The sequence below is a fragment of the Chryseosolibacter histidinae genome, from assembly GCF_018598225.1.
GTDB classification, from domain to species: domain Bacteria; phylum Bacteroidota; class Bacteroidia; order Cytophagales; family Cyclobacteriaceae; genus Chryseosolibacter; species Chryseosolibacter histidini.
This window is the reverse complement of sequence record NZ_JAHESF010000009.1, coordinates 220964-243342: the sequence shown is the minus strand read 5'-3', so window position 1 is coordinate 243342 and position 22379 is coordinate 220964. Positions and strand designations below refer to the sequence as shown.

The 22379-nt window shown below is 51.3% G+C and carries 17 protein-coding genes; 4 read left to right on the top strand and 13 right to left on the bottom strand.

From position 1 onward, the window contains the following. Positions 1 to 11: 11 nt before the first annotated feature. Positions 12 to 1376 carry an ABC transporter permease gene (locus tag KK083_RS11710; protein WP_254163416.1) on the top strand — a complete coding sequence of 455 codons (1365 nt, stop codon included), beginning with the start codon at positions 12 to 14 and terminating at the stop codon, positions 1374 to 1376. Then, positions 1369 to 2844: a TolC family protein gene (locus tag KK083_RS11705; protein WP_254163415.1), complete on the top strand. Its 1476-nt coding sequence runs from the start codon at positions 1369 to 1371 to the stop codon at positions 2842 to 2844. Before KK083_RS11710 ends, KK083_RS11705 begins: the two co-directional genes overlap by 8 nt. Positions 2845 to 2918: 74 nt before the next feature. Here KK083_RS11705 and purB read toward each other — a convergent pair whose 3' ends face one another. Beyond that, entirely contained in the window at positions 2919 to 4256 is a 1338-nt protein-coding gene (gene purB / locus KK083_RS11700) for an adenylosuccinate lyase (RefSeq protein WP_254163414.1), read from the bottom strand. A gap of 328 nt (positions 4257 to 4584) precedes the next feature. Between purB and KK083_RS11695 the strand changes: the two genes are divergently transcribed. After that, positions 4585 to 5724, top strand: coding sequence for a ferredoxin--NADP reductase (locus tag KK083_RS11695; RefSeq protein ID WP_254163413.1), 1140 nt, complete (start codon positions 4585 to 4587; stop codon positions 5722 to 5724). A 170-nt stretch (positions 5725 to 5894) separates the two neighbouring features. Here KK083_RS11695 and KK083_RS11690 read toward each other — a convergent pair whose 3' ends face one another. The 4 genes from KK083_RS11690 to KK083_RS11675 all read right to left on the bottom strand — a co-directional run bounded on the left by KK083_RS11690 (position 5895) and on the right by KK083_RS11675 (position 10371). Next, the gene (locus KK083_RS11690; RefSeq protein WP_254163412.1) at positions 5895 to 6377 is read right to left on the bottom strand and encodes a response regulator; all 483 of its coding nucleotides are present in this window, start codon (positions 6375 to 6377) and stop codon (positions 5895 to 5897) included. Further along, positions 6374 to 6772 (bottom strand): response regulator, encoded by a 399-nt coding sequence (locus KK083_RS11685; RefSeq protein WP_254163411.1) that lies wholly within the window; start codon positions 6770 to 6772, stop codon positions 6374 to 6376. Before KK083_RS11685 ends, KK083_RS11690 begins: the two co-directional genes overlap by 4 nt. Before the next feature lie 354 nt (positions 6773 to 7126). Next, positions 7127 to 7744, bottom strand: coding sequence for a response regulator (locus tag KK083_RS11680; RefSeq protein WP_254163410.1), 618 nt, complete (start codon positions 7742 to 7744; stop codon positions 7127 to 7129). After that, the gene (locus tag KK083_RS11675; protein ID WP_254163409.1) at positions 7741 to 10371 is read right to left on the bottom strand and encodes a PAS domain S-box protein; all 2631 of its coding nucleotides are present in this window, start codon (positions 10369 to 10371) and stop codon (positions 7741 to 7743) included. The genes KK083_RS11680 and KK083_RS11675 overlap by 4 nt, the downstream gene beginning before the upstream one ends. Before the next feature lie 166 nt (positions 10372 to 10537). Here KK083_RS11675 and KK083_RS11670 point away from each other — a divergent pair, with 166 nt between their 5' ends. After that, on the top strand, positions 10538 to 11677 hold the full coding sequence (locus KK083_RS11670) for a glycerate kinase (protein ID WP_254163408.1): 1140 nt from the start codon (positions 10538 to 10540) through the stop codon (positions 11675 to 11677). A gap of 109 nt (positions 11678 to 11786) precedes the next feature. Here the strand turns inward: KK083_RS11670 and KK083_RS11665 are convergent, their stop codons facing one another. The 8 genes from KK083_RS11665 to KK083_RS11630 all read right to left on the bottom strand — a co-directional run bounded on the left by KK083_RS11665 (position 11787) and on the right by KK083_RS11630 (position 22314). Then, the gene (locus KK083_RS11665) at positions 11787 to 12776 is read right to left on the bottom strand and encodes a cation diffusion facilitator family transporter (protein WP_254163407.1); all 990 of its coding nucleotides are present in this window, start codon (positions 12774 to 12776) and stop codon (positions 11787 to 11789) included. Between the two features lie 6 nt (positions 12777 to 12782). Next, entirely contained in the window at positions 12783 to 13052 is a 270-nt protein-coding gene (locus KK083_RS11660) for a CBU_0592 family membrane protein (RefSeq protein WP_254163406.1), read from the bottom strand. A 107-nt stretch (positions 13053 to 13159) separates the two neighbouring features. After that, positions 13160 to 14170, bottom strand: coding sequence for an SMP-30/gluconolactonase/LRE family protein (locus KK083_RS11655; RefSeq protein WP_254163405.1), 1011 nt, complete (start codon positions 14168 to 14170; stop codon positions 13160 to 13162). Positions 14171 to 14261: 91 nt separating this feature from the next. Then, positions 14262 to 14999, bottom strand: coding sequence for a DUF8737 domain-containing protein (locus KK083_RS11650; protein WP_254163404.1), 738 nt, complete (start codon positions 14997 to 14999; stop codon positions 14262 to 14264). 72 nt (positions 15000 to 15071) lie between these two features. After that, complete coding sequence (locus KK083_RS32655; RefSeq protein ID WP_254163403.1) at positions 15072 to 15998, bottom strand: helix-turn-helix domain-containing protein; 927 nt, start codon at positions 15996 to 15998, stop codon at positions 15072 to 15074. A gap of 174 nt (positions 15999 to 16172) precedes the next feature. After that, positions 16173 to 17546 carry a SusD/RagB family nutrient-binding outer membrane lipoprotein gene (locus KK083_RS11640; RefSeq protein WP_254163402.1) on the bottom strand — a complete coding sequence of 458 codons (1374 nt, stop codon included), beginning with the start codon at positions 17544 to 17546 and terminating at the stop codon, positions 16173 to 16175. A 12-nt stretch (positions 17547 to 17558) separates the two neighbouring features. Further along, positions 17559 to 21146, bottom strand: coding sequence for a SusC/RagA family TonB-linked outer membrane protein (locus tag KK083_RS11635; RefSeq protein ID WP_254163401.1), 3588 nt, complete (start codon positions 21144 to 21146; stop codon positions 17559 to 17561). Positions 21147 to 21339: 193 nt separating this feature from the next. Next, positions 21340 to 22314, bottom strand: a complete 975-nt coding sequence (locus KK083_RS11630) for a FecR family protein (protein WP_254163400.1) — start codon at positions 22312 to 22314, stop codon at positions 21340 to 21342. Positions 22315 to 22379 lie beyond the last annotated feature (65 nt).

Below are 22379 nucleotides of genomic sequence, written 5' to 3'. Positions count from 1 at the left end.
ACCAGCACACCATGCAAGCACGCCTGATGGCTAATCTCTATATCGCGGTAAACGCGGTGGTAGCCAATAAAGTACGTTCGTTGCTCACCGCCCTCGGCATCATATTCGGCGTGGCCGCAGTGATTGCCATGCTGGCGATCGGTAACGGTGCACAGCAGGAGATCCTGGACCAGATCAAGCTGGTAGGGGTCAACAACATCGTGATCAAGCCAATCATCGAGCAAAAAGAAGAAAAGGTAGAGGAAGAGGTAGGCCAGAAAGACAAGAAAAAATTCTCCCCCGGCCTCACCATCCGCGACGTCAAAAGTATCCAGTCTATCATCCCCGGGCTCACGAGGTTAAGTCCTGAGATCATCCTGGAGACCAACGTGATCAGGAAGGGATACCGCAGATCGGCCAAGCTGGTGGGCGTGGAGCCTTCGTATTTCGATATTTATAATTTCGAGCTTCAGGAAGGCCAGATGTTCAACGACGAGCAGCGCAGGCTCGGATCGCCTGTTTGTATCATCGGCCAGTCCATCAAGTCGCGTTTCTTTCCTACAGAAAATCCCATTGGAAAAAATATCAAGGTAGGGCCGCACTGGCTTACCATTACAGGTGTGCTGAAAGAGCGTGTGGTATCGCAGAACAGCATCAGCAAGCTCGGCATCCGCGATTTTAACATGGATGTTTACACGCCACTGCAGTCGATGCTGATCCGTTACAAGAACAGGGACCTCATCACCGCGGATGAGCTGCGCCAGGAAGCCATGCGCAGCAGGGGAATGGTAGTGAACAGCCAGAACAATAACGAGTCTACGTCTGCCCAGCTGGAGCGGAAGAACTATCATCAGCTCGACAGGCTTGTGGTGCAGGTTGACGAAACCACAATGCTGCAGCCGTCAGCGGAGATCATGTCGCGCCTGCTGCAGCGGAGACATTACGATGTGGTGGACTACGAAATTGAGATCCCTGAATTGTTGCTCAAGCAGCAGCAGCGTACCAACGATATTTTCAATTACGTGCTGGGCGCGATTGCAGGCATATCTTTGCTGGTGGGTGGCATCGGCATCATGAACATCATGCTGGCTTCTGTGCTGGAGCGTATCAAGGAGATTGGCTTGAGACTCTCCATCGGCGCCAAAAAGAGCGATGTGGTTCAACAATTCTTGTTCGAGGCGATCATGATCAGCGTATCGGGCGGCATCATCGGCGTTATACTCGGCGTATCCATGGCCTATATTGTTTCGGAGGTGGCGGGTATTCCCACCATCATCAGCTTTACTTCTATTCTGCTCTCATTCGGTGTAGCCGCAACGGTAGGGCTGATCTTCGGCATAGCCCCGGCACGCAAGGCCGCCAACCAGGACCCCATTACCTCACTTCGTTATGAATAAGATGTTTTTACGGATATTTTTAATTGTTCAGATCACGTTCATTACCTTTTATGCTTCGGCTCAGCAATCTTTTCCCCTGGAAGAGATCATCGTGCGTGCCAAAGCACAATCCCCGGCGGCCAAGCAGGCAGAAACGCGGAAGGAGAACCGGTACTGGGCCTACCGCTATTACAAGACCAATTTCAATCCACAGCTTCGTTTGAGCGGACAGCTTCCTTATACCAGGCGGGTTACGCAGGCCCCGTTGTCTGACGGAACCTTCACTTATGCCAAGGTGAACCAGTTCAACAGCTTCATGAACCTGGGCCTGGAGCAACCCATCCCCTGGACGGCGGGCACCGTGTCTGTGAACTCGAGCATTGGCTACTTTAATAACTACAACCACGCGCCTGAATCGTTGAGCCCCAAGGAGCAATGGAGTGGAACCGTGATGAGCGTTGCCCTTAACCAGCCTATCTTTTCGTTCAACCAGCTCCGCTGGGATAAGATGACCGAACCTTTGCGATTTGAGGAATCTAAAAGAGAGTACGTGGAGCAGATGGAATTCATTTCGCGTGAAGCGGTAACAAGATTCTTTAACGTGTTGCAGCAGCAGATCAATCTGCAGATCGCGCAGTTCAACCTTGCCAACAATGACACGATCTACAAGATCGAGCAGGGGCGCTACAACATCGGCACAACATCGCTCGATAAACTTTTGCAGGTAGAGCTTCAGTTGCTGCGGTCAAGACAGGCGGTGGCCGAAGCAAGTCTTCAGCTGGAAACAGCAAGGCTTCAGCTGCGATCCTACATCGGCTTGAACGACGGAGAGCAGTTTCAGCTTTCCTTGCCTGAGATCATCCCGACTTTTATGGTCACGGTTGACGAAGCGCTGGAATATGCCAAGCAGAACAGGGCGGCGTACATTGCTTTTGAACGACGAAGGATCGAGGCAGACCGGGAAGTGGCCCAGGCGCGGGGACAACGATGGCAGACGGAGCTCACCGCGGCGTACGGGCTGAACAACAACGGCCTTGCCCTCAATGACATTTACGTAGACCCCACCGAACAACAGCAGTTCAACCTGACATTAAGCGTTCCCGTGCTGGACTGGGGCAGGAATAAGTCGCGCATGCGCACTGCGATCGCCAATAAACAATTCAACGACTTCGCCATCGCTCAGGAGGAAGTTAATTTCGAGCAGGAGATCATGACGCAGGTAAGGCAGTTCGAGATGCTGAAGCTCCAGATCGAGATCACCAAGAAGTCGGATCAGGTGGCCGCAGAACGTTACAACGTGGCACAGAACCGTTACCTCATCGGCAAGATCGACATCACCAACCTTAATATCGCGCTCAACGAAAAAGACGATGCCAAAAGAAGCTACATCCAGGCTTTGAAAGATTTCTGGACGGCGTACTATGACCTGCGGAGGTTAACGCTGTATGACTTTGCGTTGAAGCAGTTGTTGTATAAACAAGAAGAATAGAATTTAGGAGTTAGAATTTAGAATAAATACCGCCGGTGACCATACTCATTCTAAATACTAAATTCTAAATTCTTCTATATCCCAGTGTAGTTAAACGGCGTGATCTCCTTCAACCTTTTCTTCAATCCATCCTTGATGTTCAGCGTATCGATGAAATCAGCAATGCTTTGCTGGGTGATCTTTTCATTTTTCCGTGTGAGCGCTTTCAGGGCCTCGTAAGGATTCGGGTAACCTTCTTTTCTGAGGATGGTCTGGATCGCTTCGGCTACTACGGCCCAGTTGTTATCGAGGTCGCTGTCGATGGCCGCCTTGTTGAGCTCCAGCTTGGAGAGTCCTTTGATCAGCGATTTAAACGCGATGTAAGAATGGGCCAGCGGAACACCGATGTTTCTAAGCACCGTAGAGTCAGTGAGATCGCGCTGCAGTCGTGACACGGGCAGTTTCGCCGACAGGTGCTCGAAGATGGCGTTGGCAAATCCGAGGTTGCCTTCTGCGTTCTCAAAGTCGATGGGGTTCACCTTGTGGGGCATGGCAGATGAGCCGATCTCGCCTTCTTTGATCTTCTGTTTGAAATACTCCATGGAAACGTATTGCCAGATATCGCGGCTCAGGTCAATGAGGATGGTATTGATGCGCTTGAGGTTGTCGAACAGTGCGGCGAGGTTGTCGTAGTGTTCGATCTGTGTGGTGGGGAAGCTGCGCGAAAGACCGAGGTGGTGGCAGAATTCATCACCGAATTTGTTCCAGTCGGTCTCCGGATACGCCACGTGGTGAGCGTTGAAGTTGCCGGTGGCGCCACCGAATTTAGCGGAGTGGGGAACGGTTTTTAAAAGGTTCAACTGTTTTTCGATGCGTGCGGAAAAAACGGCGATCTCCTTACCCAGGCGGGTCGGCGATGCGGGCTGACCGTGGGTGCGGGCAAGCATGGCCACGTCACCGTAATTTTTGGCAAACAGGTTCAGGTCGCGGATAAGGTCTTCCAGCAGGGGCTGGTAATCGCGCTGCAGAAAATCTTTGATGGAAAGGGGGATGGCCGTATTGTTGATGTCCTGCGAAGTGAGCCCGAAGTGAATGAACTCCTTCAGGAAGCCGAGGTTCATCGCCTCGAATTTTTTCTTGATGAAATATTCAACCGCCTTTACGTCGTGGTTGGTGATCTTTTCAATCTCCTTGATCTCCCGGGCATCCGCTTCCGTGAACTGCTTGTAGATCTTTCTTACATCGCTGATCTGGTGTGCGGGAAAATCAGTGAGCTCAGGCAGCACGGCCGACAGGGCAAGCAGGTATTCGATCTCAACCTGCACCCGGTAGCGGATCAGGCCATACTCCGAGAAATAAGCAGAAAGGTATTTGGCAGTTTCAAAATATCGCCCGTCAACGGGAGATATGGCATTCAAAGGATTTAATTGCACGGCATCTGTGTTAAAATGTAAAATTAATGGCTTATGCAGGATTGCCAAAACCTGTGAGGCCTTAAATACCGCGAAAATAGGGCTCAGAACGCCGAATTTGAAGCTTCCGGCTTTTTGTTAGTTTTGCGGGGAGAATAGTTGCCGGTTACCGGTTTACCGGTTGCCGGTTTAGTGCAGTGTATTTTTCGAAGCCTGAGTATATTGGGCCCAATAATGGTTACACGCTTTATGGTGGATGTTGTTGACAGCACTTCATCAAACCGGCTACCCTGCAACTGGCAACCGGCAACTGATCCTAATTTTGTAAATCGTAGATCAATCGTTCTATATGGCTTTTAGTTTTTTTAAGAAATCAGACAAGACCGAGAACAAAAACAAAAAGGAAGAATCCAAAGGCGGGCCGAGATACTTTGAGCTTAAGGTAAAGAACATCATCAATGAGACCAAGGAGGCGATCTCCATCGTTTTCGAGCATCCTTCCGATCAGAAGATCGACTACAAACCGGGGCAATTCCTTACCCTCATCATTCCAGTAGACGGTAAGGAAGTGCGCAGGTCTTATTCACTCTGTTCGTCACCCTATGTCGACCAGGACCTGGCCGTTACAGTGAAACGTGTGGAAAAAGGTCTCATGTCTAACTGGCTGGCCGATAACCTGAAAATAGGGGGTAAGGTGAAGGTGATGGAGCCGATGGGGCAGTTCACCACCGAATATAACAGGTCGCGGAAACGCCACATCATTATGTTTGCAGGCGGGTCGGGCATTACACCCATGATGTCCATCATCAAAAGTATGCTCACCCAGGAGCCTGAAAGTATCGTGTCCCTCATTTATTGCAATCGTGACATCGACAGCATCATTTTCAAAGAAGAGCTGGAGCGGCTCCATACTACCGACGAGGGAAGGCTGCATGTGGTGCACGTGCTTGACAACGCGCCCATGAACTGGCAGGGCTACTCCGGTCTGCTGAACCACGACATGCTCACCAAGCTGTTCGAACGCATTCCTGACTGGGGTATCGAAAATTCAACGTACCTGATGTGCGGTCCTGAAGGCATGATGAAGAACGTGGAGACATTGCTGTCCATGCGGCACATCCCCAAAGAAAAGATCTTCAAGGAAAGTTTTGTTCAGGGCACGATCGACAAAGATCTGAAGAAAGAAGCGCCGGTAGTCGAAGCCAGTGAGCGCAAAACCAGGGAAGTTACCATTCGTTATGACGGCCAGGAGTACAAGGTGATGGTGCCGCCGGATAAGGCCATTCTCGAGACGGCCCTCGATCAGGGCATTGATCTGCCGTATTCGTGCCAGAGCGGACTCTGCACCGCCTGTCGTGGAAAGGCGCTGTCAGGCAAGGTGAAGCTCGATGAGGAAGAAGGGCTGTCGCAATCAGAGCGCGCCGAAGGTTACGTGCTTACCTGTGTGGGCCACCCGCTCACGGATGATGTGGTGATCGAGATCGGTTAGAATAAGTTTTAAAATTTAAGGTTTCAAGTTAAAAGTTGCCAGTTAGCCGGTTGCCAGTTACCGGTTAGACTGGGTGTAATTCACTTGCTGGTTTCTGTTCAATTGTTTCCAATAGTTATCGCGATTGCTTTGTCTACTGCTTGCCCGCCGAAGCTTTAGCGAAGGAGGGCCTACTGCCTACTGCCTACTACCTTATTCGAGTTCATTCGTTCAATGCCGGCGAGGGCATCGACTGACAGGGGTTTGGAAATAAAACCCTTTACAACGCTGTAGGTATTGGCTCTTTCGATCTCGCGCTGGTTTACGGTGGATGAAAGTACGATCACCTCACATTTTGCAAGCACGAAGTCCGGCAGCTTTTCATACTCGTTGAGAAAATCCCATCCATCCATGTGCGGCATATTGATGTCGACAAATATCACTTCCGGGAGCTGCTCTGCCTCGGCCGGCGTATAGGCCTGCAGTGTCTCGAGTGCTTTTGCCGCCTCTGTGAACTCAACGATATTGAAATTGAATCTTGAGGAAATCACCCGCCTGTGGATGTAGTTCGTTAGCGCATCGTCATCGATCAAAAAGAGTGTTTTGGGTTGCATATCATTTTCTGTTTTCAAAGGAAGATGTACCGCTGTGTAGACTCCTGTGTAATTTGTCATAACTGGATATTTTTGAGTACTTCCGACACCTTGTCGAAATCATTGGATTTGTCGAAGAAATAGTCTGCTCCCAACGTCATACACGTGCGGCGGTACTGCGGATCCGTCAGGTTGGTAAGCATCATGAGCTTCATCCGGCGATATTGTCTGCGCAAAGTGATGAGCAGGTGTAACCCGTTCCCACCGGGATGCTGCTCACCCAGGTGAATGTCCAGGATCACAACGTCGGGTTTTTTACTGCTGATCAGCTCCAGCGCCTCAGGTACGCTGCGGGCATTACCCAGGAACCTGATATTGGCCAGCTCGACGAGCAAGGATTGAACCCTTTCCGCTACCACAAGCGAATCTTCAACAGTCACAACCTTTACTATCGTGGCAGCGGATTTAGGGCTCATCTATGCTGTAATTACAGTACAAATAACGCAAGGAAAGCAGCCGTAGTTAATAGGATAAAATGTGAAAGCGTTGTAGTGGTTTGTACTACAGAATAGTCCACGATCCACGGTCGACGGTCCACGGTCGAAGCCTCCTCAAAACCGGTATCCTGAGTGGTGGTTTGGCGGTAGACGTTGAGCGAGCGAAGGATCCCCCGATGGTTACTGCGAATTTGATACGAGCACCTGTGCCATGCTTTCGCACGCTGCTACCCGAGGATCCTTCATTCCCGCACACCTTACGCACTGCCATCGTTCATGATGACGGTCCCGCGGGCTGACTTGCCGTGGACTGTGGTCTGTCGACTGTGGACTCTAAACAAGGTGGTTATCTATCGCATACCTTGTCAGCTCGGCATTGTTGTTCAGGCCAAGCTTGTCGAGGATGCGGGCGCGGTAGGTGCTGATGGTATTGACGCTGAGCGAGATCTCTGTGGCGACCTCTGACACTGTTTTGCCGGAGGCGATGAGCTGGAGCACCTGCATCTCACGGTCAGACAACAGCTCGTGCGCAGGTTTGTCTCCGTCTGCTTCTGCCAGCTTTTCAGCAACGAATGGTGTGATGTATTTTTTTCCCGACAACACGCGGTGAATGGCGTGAAGCAATTCGTCTGTGGCGCTTTCCTTATTTAAAAAGCCGGAAGCGCCTGCTTTCAGTACCCGCACGGCATACTGGTCTTCCGGATGCATGCTCAGCATCAGTATGGGGGCATTGACACCATTTGCCCTGATCTGTTTTAATGTTTCGATGCCGTTTCTCCCGGGCATGGAAATGTCGAGCAGGATGGCATCCCAGGCATGCCTGCCCGCTTCCTGGATCGCATCACTGCTGCTGGCTACTTCCGTTACCTCCGAGGCTGGAAATTCTTCGCGTAAAATGTCAACCAGCCCTTTGCGAACGATGGCATGGTCATCGGCTATCAAAAATTTCATTGTGCGATCTTTTGAGGGTTAGCCACCCATGGTACTTTCAGCATCACCACGGTGCCTTGTGATCTTTTACTATTGATGGTAAGCTCGCCTTTAAACATGCGTGCCCGTTCTTTCATTCCTACCAATCCCAGCGAGCTCTTTTTGACCCCGTCTGTATCAAACCCCTGGCCGTTGTCTGACACCACGAGCTTTACACAACCGTTCACCACCTCAAGCTCCGTGGTCACCAGCGATGCATGCGCATGCCGCGCAATGTTGGTGAGGGCCTCCTGATAGACCCTGAAGATATTGGTGGAGAGCTCTCTTTCCGGATTGAAGTCATTGATCGCAGCATGGAACAACGTTTTGATGCCCGTGCGTTTTTCAAATTCCTGCGTCTGCCATTCCAGGGCTGGTATCAACCCAAGATCATCCAGGATGCCTGGCCGCAGCTCCGATGAAATACGCCGCACGGTTTTCATGGTCTCGTCCACCAGCGCGATCATCGACGAAAGTTTATCGGCCACAAGCTTATCTTCCGTTTTGTTCTTTCTGATGATCCATGAGATATCCATTTTAAGGCCCGTGAGCTGTTGCCCCAGCTCATCATGGATCTCGCGCGCCATCCGTGTTCTTTCTTCTTCGCGGATTCGTTCCAGGTGTGCCGTAAGCTCCTGGATCTCCTCCGTGCGCTGGTAGAGCTCGCGCTCGGCTTTTACGCGGTCTGTAATATCGATGCCCATACCGATCAGGTAAGTGATGCCATTGAAATGCACACGCCGTCCATTGAAATAGTAAGGGATCCTGGTTTTGTTTTTGGTAAAGAAATGCGCGGTAACATCCGAGTCTCCATCGATGAATACGGTTTTGATCTTATCGCCGACGATCCTTTTCTCATCGCGGTCGAAGAAATCCAACGGATGCATGCCACGGATCTCCTCTGCGCTGTAACCGGAAACAATTTCGAAATTGTTGTTCCACCGGATGAACTTCCCTTCGTGGTCGTACATGTAGAAGATGCCCGGCAAGCTGTTGATGATGGAAACGGAAAAATTTCGCTCCATGATCACATCCTGTTCTGCCTTTTTCCGGTCGGTAATGTCTTTGTAGTAGATCGTGAGCCCGCTTCCGGAAGGATACACCTTGACCATGAACCACCGTTGCATAGGAGGGTAGTAGTCTTCAAGTTCCTGTGTTTGCCGGGTGCGCATAGCCTCCTGGTATTTTTCCCAGAAAGAAGAGCCGGCCAGGTCGGGGTGTGCTTCCAGCATGGTCTTGCCCAGCGTGTCGCGGCCCAGCGGATGCGTTGCCAGGGCCGCGTCATTTAAAAAAGTATAACGCCACGCATTGTCCACCGATACCACGCTGTCGTTGATACGATTCAGGGCTGTCTCCTTCTCCTTGCGAACGTTATCCACCTTCTGTTCGAATTCAACACGGCGGGTGATGTCATGGTAATTGTAAACAATGGCTTTTACGTTATCGTCATTGAGCAGATTGCTGTAGGTGCCCTCGATCCAGATGTAGTTGCCGTTCTTATGTTTGAACCGGTGTGTACGCGCAACCACGGCGCCCGGCGATTGTACCAGTGATGCGAACATGGCAATGTCTGCTTCACGGTCGTCCGGGTGGATCAGATCGGCGCCATTGAAGGCCTGGCTTTCTTCCAGGGTGTACCCGATGATCTGTTCTGTGGAATGGCTCTGGTAGATCACCTTGCCAGCGCTGTCGAGCAGCACAATGGCATCGGAGCTTTTTTCGATCAGGGACCTGAAATATTTTTCACTCGCCGCCAGGGCATGCGTCTTTATTTCCACCAGCCGTTCCAGTTTCTCGGGTTGTCTTGCCAGGTGCAGCACAAACAGTCCCGACGTGATGGCCAGCACAAGCCCCAGCACCGATAGGGAGGCCGTGGCGAAATGGATATTTCCGTTTTCCCTGGCAACGACATATAATTTCCATTGCCCGTCAGGAACTTCAATGGATGCGGCGTTCCACTTATCGGCAACGGGTAAGGGGGAAGCCAGAAAATACTCTTCCTTTTTTGTTGCAGGATTTATTTTTGACAGCTGGTAATGAAAGTCCCCATCCTGTGTATTCTTCAATCCTGCTGCTTCCAGCAACGTAGATAATTTGATGATCACTGCGGAGAACCCGAAAAACTTTCTGTCCCTGAAAATAGGAAGCCTTCCGACCACGGCCATGCCGCCCTGCTTCAGCTCGAAGGGACCGGCGAAGAACAACGCATTTTTCTCCAGCGCTTTGTAGGCCTCTTCGTTCCGGAGCGAATCTTTGAGGATATCGTAGCCCAGGGCGGCCTCATTTCCCTTGCGGGGATACACATGGGTGATCACGCCACCTTTTGTCAGCTCCAAAACATCGATGTTCCTGTTCGAGCCGATGATCTCCTTGCCAACACTGTCAAAATCTTCCGGTACACCGTATTCTTTTACCAGGAAGGCGAGTGTCTGCGTCGCCGAAAGGCTGTAGCTCAGGGCGGTTTTGAGCCGTTCTTTCACCGTATTGATCTCCCGGGTGACCTTTGCACGTTCGTTATCCAATGTAATCAGGTGCCGCTGGTACGCCACATATTGGGTCAGCGCCGCTACAGCAATGAAAACGATGAAAGCAACTAAGCGGGATCTCATGGGGGTTTTTGAGTTGAGTATAATATACTGATTTTTTCTGTAACAATGGGGGAGGTTATGTTTCTGGATAACCCCGTCTTTTTTAAAAAACTTGCAGCTAAACGCAGGAGCACCTTTCCGGAAAATGAATAATTTTAATATTCACTTATCATTCCGGTAAACAGTCATGCACGTCCTGATCGCTCCCAATGCATTTAAAAACAGTCTTTCTGCCGAAGCAGCGGCGCAGGCCATCCAGCGGGGGCTGGAGCAGAGCATGCTTTCATGCACATGCGAATGTTTTCCGATAGGGGATGGCGGCGATGGTACCGGTCACCTGCTCATTAAAAAATGTGGAGGCACACGCGTGGAGGCAGTAGTGCATGATCCGTTAGGCAAGGCCATCCGCACATCGTTGGGACTGATCGACCAGGGCGTTACAGCCGTCATCGAGATGGCCGATGCCTCGGGGCTGCGCCTGCTGCGTACAGACCAGCTGAATCCATTGCGCGCATCATCAGCGGGTACGGGTGAGTTGATCAGGCTTGCGCTCGACAAGGGTGTTAAAAAGATCATCATTGGCATGGGCGGCTCCGCTACGGTAGATGGAGGGACCGGCATCCTGAAAGCGCTGGGCGTGCGATTCCTGGATGCGGCAGGGGAAACACTTCAGGACATGCCTGAAAGTTTAACCAACCTTGCGTCGGTGGATACCATAGGAATCGACCCAAGGATCTTTGCGTGCGAGGTGATCGTGCTCTGCGATGTAGACAACATGCTGCTGGGCGAGCAGGGATCTGCAGCGGTGTTTGGTCCACAAAAGGGCGCATCACCGGAAGCTGTAAAAAAACTCGATGCCGCACTGGCCCGGTTGTCAGCCGTGGCGTTGCGGCAAACCGGTATTGATATGTCAGCCGTCAAATATGGTGGCACCGCGGGAGGAGCCGCCGCAGGTCTTCATGTTTTTCTGAAGGCCAGGCTTGTTCACGGCATCGATCACTTTCTTCAGCTCACACGGTTTGAGCAGGCGCTGGAGAAAAGCGACCTCGTGATCACGGGAGAAGGCAGCATCGACGAGCAGACATTGCAGGGAAAAGGACCGTTTGGTGTGGCCATGGCTGCGAAGCGAAAGAACATTCCTGTCATCGGCCTGGCCGGAAAAGTACCCCTTGAAAAGAGCAGCACCCTCCAGCAATACTTCGATATGCTCCTCTCCATCGGCAACGAGCCCACCGATCTCACCAGTGCTATGAAACACACCGCCGCTAACCTGACAAGAACCGCTTGGGAGGTTGGGAACTCGTTGAGCCTGAATTTTCGAAGGTAGGGCACTTGTTGCCGGTTGCCAGTTACCGGTTAGGCTAGTGCATTTTTCAGAGACCGGGCAATGGATCAAATAAACGCTTTAAACCGGCTATCTGGCAACCGGCAACTGGCTAGCCTTTCAACTGGTGCTTCTCATTCGGAGCCACGTTCTGTACCGTCCAGACGATCCTTTGTTTGAAGGCGTGTTGCCGCACGGGGCAATCTTCTTTGATGCAGATGGGGCATTGAATGGGCAGGCACCCGTCGGTGTGCACGAAGAACTCGATGGAGTGGCCAAACTGCTCGCGGATGATCTTGCCAAGCTTGTCGATCTCGTCATGCGCTTCATGCACATTCAGGTACCACGGCACCGTGAGATGGCAGTCGATGTGCAGTACGCTGCCATACTTGATGATCCTGAGGTTGTGGAGGTCCATCCAGTTTTTGCTGCGGCCGTGATCGAGCGCCTGGATCAGCTGTTGCAGCAGCTCTTTGTCACGTTCGTCCATGATGCCGGCCAGTGAGCTTCTGATGATCTTAAAGCCTGTATAGAGGATAATGACTCCAAACAGGATTGCCACGGCGCTGTCGATCCAGGTGATGCCGGTGATGAAGATCAGCAGCAATCCCGCCAGGATGCCAATGGTACTGTAGGTGTCGGAGTGCAGATGCCTGCCGCTGGCCTGCAGTGCGAGGGAGTTGTTCTTTTTGCCTGTGCGGATACAAATAGATCCCATGATATAGTTCAACACGGCCGTTGCAGCGATCAGGCCAATGCCCATATCGAGCTCATGGATCGGGCTGGGGGAGATGAGGTTTCTGCCCGCTTCGATAAAAATGAGCACGGCGGCAACGGAGATCATGGCTCCTTCAACAGCGGCCGAGATAAATTCGATCTTGCCATGGCCGTAAGGATGGTCTTCATCCCGTGGCTTGGCCGAAAGGCGCAGGCTGTACAAGCCCATAACCCCAGCCACCACGTTGACAATGCCTTCGAGCGCGTCGGTTAAAATGGCAACGGATTGTGTTAAATAAAATGCTGCAAGCTTGACGATGAGCAATACAACCGAGAGCACTGCCACCCAGGTTTGAACCTTGATATTTTGACGGGATGTTTCCAAAAAAGATTATGGCTTCGTGTGAGATGAACGTTTTGTCTGCGAAAGTTTAAGGACGGCAATCAGCGCGATCAGCACCCAGACGACGTTCACGAACGTATTGGCCCATGCCGCCTTGTATACTGAATAAACGATCAGCAAAATTCCGCCGGTAAGATTCAACAGGTAAAACCATGCCGAGTCAGACCTGATCTTCTGATAACTGTTCAGCCCGTAAGCGAGCAGGATCTCCACCGATCCGACCCAGCCGAGTATTTCAATGAGTAGGTTTGTTTTCAAATTAGTTGCCAGTTACCGGTTGCCAGTTTCCGGTCTTTGATTGGGGTGAAGTTTAAGGTTTAAAGTTTAAAGTTTAAAGTTGGAGTGGTTATTCTAAATTCTAACTTCTATTCTCTCAGCTTCACTCTTAGCAGGTAATTATCCGAGGTGAGGAAGAGTGTCTTCTCGCCGTCAGCGAAGGCGCAGTTGGCGGTGGGTACGGGCGTTCTTATTTTGCCGAGCACTTTTCCCTCTTTGTTGAAGATCCATACGCCGCCAGGACCTGTAGCGAAGACATTTCCCTGCCGGTCGATCTTCAGTCCGTCGGGAAGACCGTTGTTCTCGGCTTTCGCTTCGGCTGTTGCATTGTAGAAGATCCGCTGGTTCACGAGTGAATCGTTCGCGGTAATGTCAAAGGCATACCAGATCGCCTTGTCGGGATCGGAGTTGGCTACGATCAGCGTTTTTTCATCGGGTGTGAAGGCAAGGCCGTTAGGACGGGTCAGTGAGTCAACAAGCAGCGTGAGCTTCCCATCAGCTGATACTTTGTACACGCCCTGGAAGGGGATCTCCTTGGCGGGATCGCTTTCATTTTGCAGGGGCAGTCCGTAAGGAGGATCGGTAAAGAACAGGTCACCGTTCTTCCTGCACACCACATCGTTGGGACTGTTGAAGCGTTTGCCGTCATAGCGGTCCGCAAGGCTCACAAAAGCTGCTTTGGGCTGATCGAAACTTGCATCCAGCCGCGCCAGCCTTCTGTCACCATGCTGACACAAAATGAGACGTCCTTCGTTGTCCAGCGTCAATCCGTTCGAGCCTGGTTCTTTGCTTTGGGTGGGCTCACTTCCCGTATAGCCTGAGGGTGAGAGATACGCTTCGGCGCCATTTTTCTCCGTCCATTTGTAGATGGTGTTTTTGGGCACATCCGAGAACAGCAGCATCTTTTGTGAGTCGACCCAGATCGGGCCTTCGCTCCAGTCGTATCCTTCGGCGAGCACTTCGATGGTTGCTTTTTCACTGATGATATCATTGACAGCGGCATCGATGCGTTCAATGGAGCCAATGGTCTTTGTTTCTTTCATGGTGTTACAGGATATGATCAGCAACCCTGCAGATATGAGCAGGCAATTTATCTTCATAAAGTTGTGTGTTAGGCGCGCGAAAGATAAAAAAAAGCGCTGACACGCGGATCGTGACACAGCGCTTAAAATGACCTGCTTAACGCTGCCCTCAGGGCTTCTGACCTACAAGGGTGCCCGTCAGGAGCTGCCGCAACGAAAAGAAATGTAACGTATAAGCGAGAGGAACCAGGAACCCGGGTAACCATGATATCGGAAAATAAGCCACAATGGTGTTGGCCGGTTCGTTCATAAAGATCCGCCACGGCGAAGGAGTGGAAAGTATGGCAACGCTCACGATGTTGATGAGCAGCCCCAGGCAAATGAGGTTCCAGGCAATCAGTGCGGCGCGTGGAAGCTTTTGCCGCGCGGCAAGCCACGCCACTACGGGTGCGGTGATGCCCGTCAGGATGTCGAAATTCCTGCCTTCAAATGTCATTTGTCCGGGAAGCCTGCCCGCAATGAGCAACGCCCATAAAAGCAGCTCCACAAAAAAACGGAAACTCTGGAGCTGGATCAGATTCTGGACGGGGATATGCTTCAGCACTTCACCCAGGTCTTTCGAGAACAGCGAAAGGATCACGGTAACCAATGGAATGACGATCACCGGCATGAAGTTGAACGGAAAGATGCCGAAATTGGCCATCATTCCCGAACCTGACCACGCGCTGACCAGGACGCACCAGAGCATCAGCATCATGAGGATCCGGGTGACGATATTCTTTTTCACACCACTGGTACGACAGGCGACCTCAGCCCCTTGTTTAAGCTCACGGAGAAGAAGCCAGAAATAGATCACAGTGAGAATGATAAAGCCCAGCTGGGTGATCAGGAGTAAGTAAGGTTTCATAGTATTGAATTTACCCCTTTGTACGAAAAGACAGAAACAGGCGATATGACAAAAATTGCTAATTCGACGCCATTAGCGGTATTGCGATGGATAGAGCCCTGTCTGGTGATAGAACATACGGCTGAAGGAACTTGTGTTGTCAAATCCAAGGGCCTTGGCAATGGCGCTTACCTCCATGCCTGTGCGTTTCAGAAATGTCTTCGCCTGCTGAACCTTAACCTCGCTGATGAACTGGTGAGGTGTTTTTTGAAACGCGATCTTGAACAGTCGCAAAAAGTGGAATTTAGAAAGACAGGCAACACCGGCCAATTCTTCTAGTGTAATATCCTGATGATAGTAAGAGTGAATATAATCCGTTGCGATCAGGAGGCGCTTCAGAATTTCCTGCTTTGTGCTGTTTTTGAGCACGGGAATGCGATGGGCGATGACGTCAACCTCATGGTTCTGGCGGAGCAGGTGGATCAGCAGATCGTACAGCTTTTCTTCTTCGTAAAGTTTGCCGCCCTGGTTGTTCTTAAGCTCCGTTGCAAGCCGATTGAAAACGTTGTCGCGGCGGTATAGTTTATTATATAGCTCGATGCGGTGATGGGGCGCCGTAAAAAAGCACTCGTCAATAATTTTTTCAGGATGGAGCTTCAGTGTGCTGAAGACCTGTTCGGCGAAATACGCTCCGAAGTGAATGTTGAGCGTCTCGGCAGGTGTGTCCTTATCTATCTCGAGGGTGTAACGCTGATCGTGGTTGCTGATGAAGAAGTAATCACCCTGCACCGTTACCTGTTTGCCACCACACGTTACGCGGCTTTTGCCTGATACGTTGGTGAATACAGACAGCGGACCGCGGATGTTATCACGGCAGATGTTCGTTGCCTTTACGTTGAGGATTACCGTAGGCCAACCCGCAACAGGAAGCGTGTGCCCGCCCCATGCCTTCTGGCTGGAAAAACCTTCCTCAGCCTGTTGCCTGAGCCATTGCAGATCCGGGAATTGCGTATAGATCACGACGATATGAACGGATTACAGACCCACAAGTTAAATAAAAAAACGCAGGGACATTAATCCCTGCGTTTCGCTTTATTCTAATCAATAAGCCTCAGTCAGTTTCCCCGTTCCTCTAAATTCTTACTCCTTACTCCTTAATTCTTACTCCTTCTTCTGACTCCTGGCTCCTGACTTCTATTTATCCCACCAAACTCTCCCATAAAGGCTTTCCTGCCCTCCGAACTGCCGCTCCACGGCCTCATTGTAGTGGGTAGTGTTATTGAAACGTTCTGCCTCTACATAGATCTGCCGGCGTGGCACCGCGGCTCCGGCAGGCGACACCAGATTGTTGGGGAATCCTGTTCTTCTCCATTCTGCCCATGCTTCGTAGCCGTGCATGAACAGGTGGATCCAACGCTGCGTGGCGATCTGCTCAATGGCCGTGGCCGGATTGTAAGCAATGCCAGGCTGCGCCAGGAATGCCGCTGCTCCCGCACTGCTGCCGGTCCATTGCAGCAACGACTGTTCAATGGCCATTTTGTAATTCGCTTCCGCTTCAGTATCTCCGCCCGTGATCCATTGCAGTTTTACAGCTTCTGCTTTTGCGAACAACAGCTGCGCATAGGTTACCAGGTGAATCTGTGAATCCGGTTGGCGGATCGCTTCACCCAGCAACGAATATTTCTCCGTGTCGAAATCCTGCGTGTCACCGAAGAGCTGTCCCACGTACTCATTGTTGGTGCGGTTGGGATCACCATACACCGCCAGCCTTGGATCGTTTACGGGTTTCATTTTATCCACGAGGCCTTTGGTCAGCGCCCACCATTCGCGCGACTGAACTTCTACCTGGTCGTACCAGTAGCTCCAGTTGTTTTCGTCAGCAAGGTGCTTGTATACAAGGTTGTCTGCGTTAGAGGTCATGACACCTGCGGCCAACGCATTGTTGAACTCCAGCTTGCCTTTGTCAGGATTCACTTTTGACAACCGCAGCGCCATCAGCAGCCGGATGCTGTTGCCGAGCTTCTTCCAGCGGGCCATGTTGCCGCCATACACGATGTCGCTGGAGAGCGTGCCGATCGCAGGGGTATTGTTCGCCTCGTCGAGCAGCTGGAACAGCGCATTGTAGATGCTTTCCTGTGTATCGTAGGCCGGTGTAAAATTCACGTTGCCTTTCAATGCTTCGCTGTAAGGAATATCTCCCCAGCGATCGGTAATATGCCATATAAAATAGGCCTTCAGGATCCTGGCAACAATGAGCTCGTTGTTGGCCTTCGATGTTTTTAACACGGTCTCGATGTTGATCAAAGGATCCTGGTACAGGGTGTAAAAGCTCGTGCTCGATTGCGGATACAACGAGGCCTGCACGTACTGGGTCTCGGCCAGGTACTGTGCCATGAACTGCGCCTGTGGCGATGAGCTCAACGTTGGCAGCGAAAGCATGGCGCTGGCAAGTAATTGCGGGCCTGATGCCTGGCTGGGTTCGTTGGGGTTTGTATTGATATCATCGTCAAAGTTGTTGCAGGCGCCGATGAGGAGAATGCTTGTTATGAGTATGAATGTTTTTTTCATGACAGTCGGCATTTAGAAGGTCACATTAAGATTAACTCCGTATGAGCGAACGGTATTGATCTGGCCCGATTCAAACCAGCTCAGCGACTGGCTTCCGGTAGATACCTCGGAGGGATCAATACCTTTCGGTGCTTTCTGGTACAGCATCACCGGGTTGCGTGCTGTCAACGCCAGCCCTATTTTCTGGAACGGCAGCTTAGACCAGGTGCTCCGGTCGAAGGTGTATCCAAGCCGCACCTCGCGCAGTTTTACATACGAGGCGTCGATCACCCAGTCATCGTATGCCCGTCTTCCTACGATGCCAAAGTAGGTTTGGGGATTCACGTACGCCGTCACGGGCTCGCCGGTAGAAGCAGAAATGCCCTCAACCTTGATGCCGCCACCATTGGCAATCGGTTCGCGTATGTTAAAACCTTTATCGTTCGTGGCTACCGTGATCGGGTCGAGGCCCGTCCTTACCGCCAGCATCTTCGAACGGCTGAAGAACTGTCCGCCAACCTGGAAGTCGATCATGGCGGCCAGCTCGAATTTGCCATAGCGGAATACGTTCTGCATACCACCGGTATAGTCGGGCAACACGGTGCCGAAGTCATGGTCAGAAGCGGTATAGGTTGGCATGTTGTTGTTGTCGAGCAACATCTTGCCCGTTGCAGGGTCACGCTTGAAAGTAGGTCCTACCAGGCTGCCAATGGGTTTCTTCTCGTACGAGATCGCATAGGTTGTCACCGAAGCGTAGGTGGTGCTGCCATACTGGTACGAAGTGATACCGGGATAAAGCTTCACGATCATGTTCCGGTTCCTGGCAATGTTGAACGCAATGTCCCACGACAACTTGCCGGTTTGAACGGGTGTGCCCGTCAGGCTGAGCTCGATGCCTTTGTTTTCGATCTCCCCGGCATTGATGGTTGCTGACTGATATCCGCTGGTGCCGGAAACATCCAGCTTCAGGATCTGATCTTTGTTGATCTGCTGATAGTAGGTGAAACCTGCGCCCACACGTCCGTTGAGGAATTTCAGGTCGATACCCGCCTCATAAGAATGGGCGAATGAAGGTTTGATGTTCGGATTGTTCAGGTTGTTGGGTGTGGTGATCGTATTCGCGTTGACGGCGCCAGCGTAAACTTTGCCGATCTCATAATACGATGAGGTTTGATAAGGGCTCAGGTCAGATCCTGCCTGTGCATAACTGAGTCTCAGCTTGCCCAACGACATGGGACGCCAATCCAGCAGCTCGCTGAACACGAGACTTCCCGATACGGATGGATACCAGTAAGAGTTATTATTTGACGGCAGTGCCGATGAGTTGTCGTTCCGGATCGATGCATCGAGGTAATAGGTGTCATTGTAGCCCAGCGAAACCATGGCGTATCCGCTGCGGATCTGTTTTCTCAGCAGGTAGGACATGTAATCTTCCCGTCCACTGTCAGGCCTGTCGATGGACGCTGCAATGCTGTAGTAGCCCGGAACAGAAAGGCCACCGACCGTTCCCATAGACAGGAAAGTATATCGCCGATCGTAAATATTTCCTCCCAGGATTCCATTCAATGAAAAGCGTCCCCATGTTTTGGTGTATTGGGCAAGGAATTCATAGTTCATTTCCCGGTTCTGATACTTCGCTGTCGTGTAGCTGGGAAGTCCGGTGCCACCAAACGCTTCTCTTGCTTCCACACTTTGTGTGAACATATCTGACCGGATGAATCCGCTAAGCTTTAACTCGGGCAATAATTTGTACGTCAGGCCGAGGTCCCCGAAGAAACGGTCGCGGCTGTCGTTAGACAGATTTTCGTAGGCAAGGAAGTAAGGATTGGACCAGTACAGGGGAGCGAAGCTGTTCATTTCACCGGTGGTTGCGCTGGGCCTCGACAGGTTCCAGTGCAGAATGGTGCCATCGTCATACTTGTAATCTCTCAGGCGTTTCATGTCGAAGCTCCGCTGGAACCACTGACCGAGATACCGTGAACCTACCTCTGATCCTTGCTGTGGCCGTTGTGCATTGTTACGCGCATAGTTGACGTTGGTGGAGACCTTGAGCTTCGAGGTGATGTCCATGCCGGCGCTGATGCCGAGGTTGTTCCGTTTCAGGAATGTGTTGGGCTCGACGCCTTCAACACGGGTGTCGTTGAAGCTGATGCGGAAGTTTGTGTTCTCGCCGCCACCCGATACAGATACTCCGTTATTAAAGTTATAACCGGTTTCGAAATAGTCGCGGATGTTGTCGGGGTGCGGTACAAAAGGCATGAGCTGTTTGTACTCCGGATCCTGCGGATAAAAGCTGAACACATGGCGAACGAGTGTTCCGTCCATTTTGGGGCCCCAGCTTTCATCGACAGACATGTCAACGTACTTGTCACCGTTGGGCAAGGTGCGCCAGGTCTGGCTGCTGCCACCGCCGTACATATTCTGATAAGGCATGAAGTTGGCGGCCTTCTCCACAAAGAAAGCGGAGTTGAGCTCAACATTCACCTTTGACGCTTTGTTGCCTTTTTTCGTGGTGATCATGATCACGCCGTACTGGCCACGCAAGCCGTACAGCGCTGATGCCGTGGGGCCTTTCAGCACGTTCACCGACTCAATGTCTTCAGGGTTCACATCCTGGCCAAGGTTACCGAGGTCTACGCCAGCACTCGAAGAAAAATTGGCATTCGAGATGGGTGTACCATCTACAACGATCAGCGGCTGATCGCTGCCATTGATCGAGTTCACGCCCCTGATCTTGATCTTTTGCGTGCCGCCCATGCTTGCGCCGGATGAGCCTACCACCTGTACACCTGCAATTTTACCGGAGAGGGAGCCCAGTACGTTCTGCTCTTTTGTGAAGGTCAGGTTTTTGCCTTCCACTTCCTGTGTGGCATACCCCAGCGAGCGTTCTTCCCTCGATACACCGAGCGCGGTAACCACAACTTCAGTCAGGGAGGTTACATCAGGTACTAACGTAACGTCGATCGTTGTGCGGTTCTCGATGTTTACCTCCTGAGTAGTGAAGCCAATGAAGGAGAATTGAAGCACACCGGTAGGTTCCTGAAGCGTGAGCGCGTAGATGCCGCCAACGTCAGTTGTGGTTCCAGTGGTGGTACCTTTCAGTACGATGCTCACACCGGCGAGTGGCTCTCCCGTATCATCTACTACTTTCCCGCGGACCGTGTGCTCTGTATAAACAGCATTCTCCGGGTTTGATGAGGATTCTTCCCTGCGTACGATGAGGATGTTCTTACGCATCTGCCGGAAGGTAAAAGAGGTTTTGCCGAGGATCAGGTCAAGCGTTTCTGACACGGTTCGCTCGGCTTTCTCCAGGTTGATGCTGCTGATCTGCCTGATCTCTTCGTTCCTGTAAACGAACCTGAACGGGGTCATGCGTTCTATCTTTCTCAGGGCAGATTCAAGCGATTCGTCCCTGAGCTCGAGCACAAGTTTTGTATCATCAGTGCCTTGTCCGTGACCGGGGGTGGCCAGCAGCAACTGAAAACTTGCAAACAACAACACTATAAAAACCACGCTGATGCGCATAATCTGCTTTACTATGGGTTCCTGGATCAGTCCTGCCAATGCCGAAACATGGGCATAACAGGACTGTCTTTCTGCATTGTGTACAGAAAAATTCATAATTTTGATATGTTTTAAGTGATGCGAATTATTTAAAACAGGCCTGTTGCCAATGGCTGTTGGCGAGCAGGCATTTCAGGTCTCCCTGCCCTTGGCGGGGGGACCGTTTTTTTGATCAGGTGTGCTGTACAATCATCACATAGAAATTTAGGGTTTAGGTAGTGGAACAAAGTTTAGGTTAATACAATATCTTTTAAAGTGTGCAACCGCTGCCGCTGATCCTGATGTTGCCTGATCCATCGGTGCTGTACTGCGCCCCATTAAAAGCGCAGATCACATCGAGGATCTGGTAAAGGTCTTCGCCACGGATGAACGTGGCTGTAAACCTGCAATTGCCGATGCGCTCGTTTTCCAGGGCAATGCGCACATTGAACCGTTGCGCCAGCTCATCCACGGCATCACGCATCGAGGCATCGTCAAAGAAAATATCTTTTTCCGTCCAGGCAGTTGCTTCATCACTCTTTACAACATGCTGCAACGACTTCCTGCTCGTCTTTTGCACAACGATCTGCTGATCGGGTGTGATGATGCCCAGCACCTTGTCTTCATCGCTTACCCTTACCTTGCCGCGAGAAACGGTCACGGTAATATTGTCCTGCCCCGGGTATGCCTTCACATTAAAAGCGGTTCCGAGCACTGTGGTGTTGATCCTTTCGGTGTGCACTATAAAAGGTTTATTAGCATCGTGCCGGATATCGAAAAAAGCTTCACCGGTCAAATACACTTCGCGTGCTTCTTCATCGCTGAAAGTTTCGGGATAATCCAGTGTACTGCCTGCATTCAGGATCACCCTGCTTCCGTCGGGCAGCCTGATAAAGCGATGTTTTTCTTCGCCAATGTCCGCCACCGTTTGCATTTGTTTTTCCGTGGACACGAGCTTGTAGACCAGGCCTCCTGAAAGGACTGTAAAAACGATGACCGCCGCGGCCTTCAGCCAGGTAAAGCTTCTCTGCCTTTGCTCCATGGGTTTGCTTTCCGATGATCGCAGGATCACCTGAAGGATCTTCTCTGCCTTTTCAGCGGGTAGTGTATGGGCAGGGTTGTTCCATAAGTGTTGCAGGAAGTCGCGGGTCTCCGCACTGTCATGTTTGCTGATCAACTGCATGAGCTCACTGATCTCCTCTTCCGTGCAGGATGCGTTGATATAGCGTTGAAATAAAGTATTCAAGCGGTCATTGTACATAAGGCGTCTGGTCGTTGGCTTTAAGCCGTTCTGTTTATAATGACAATTGT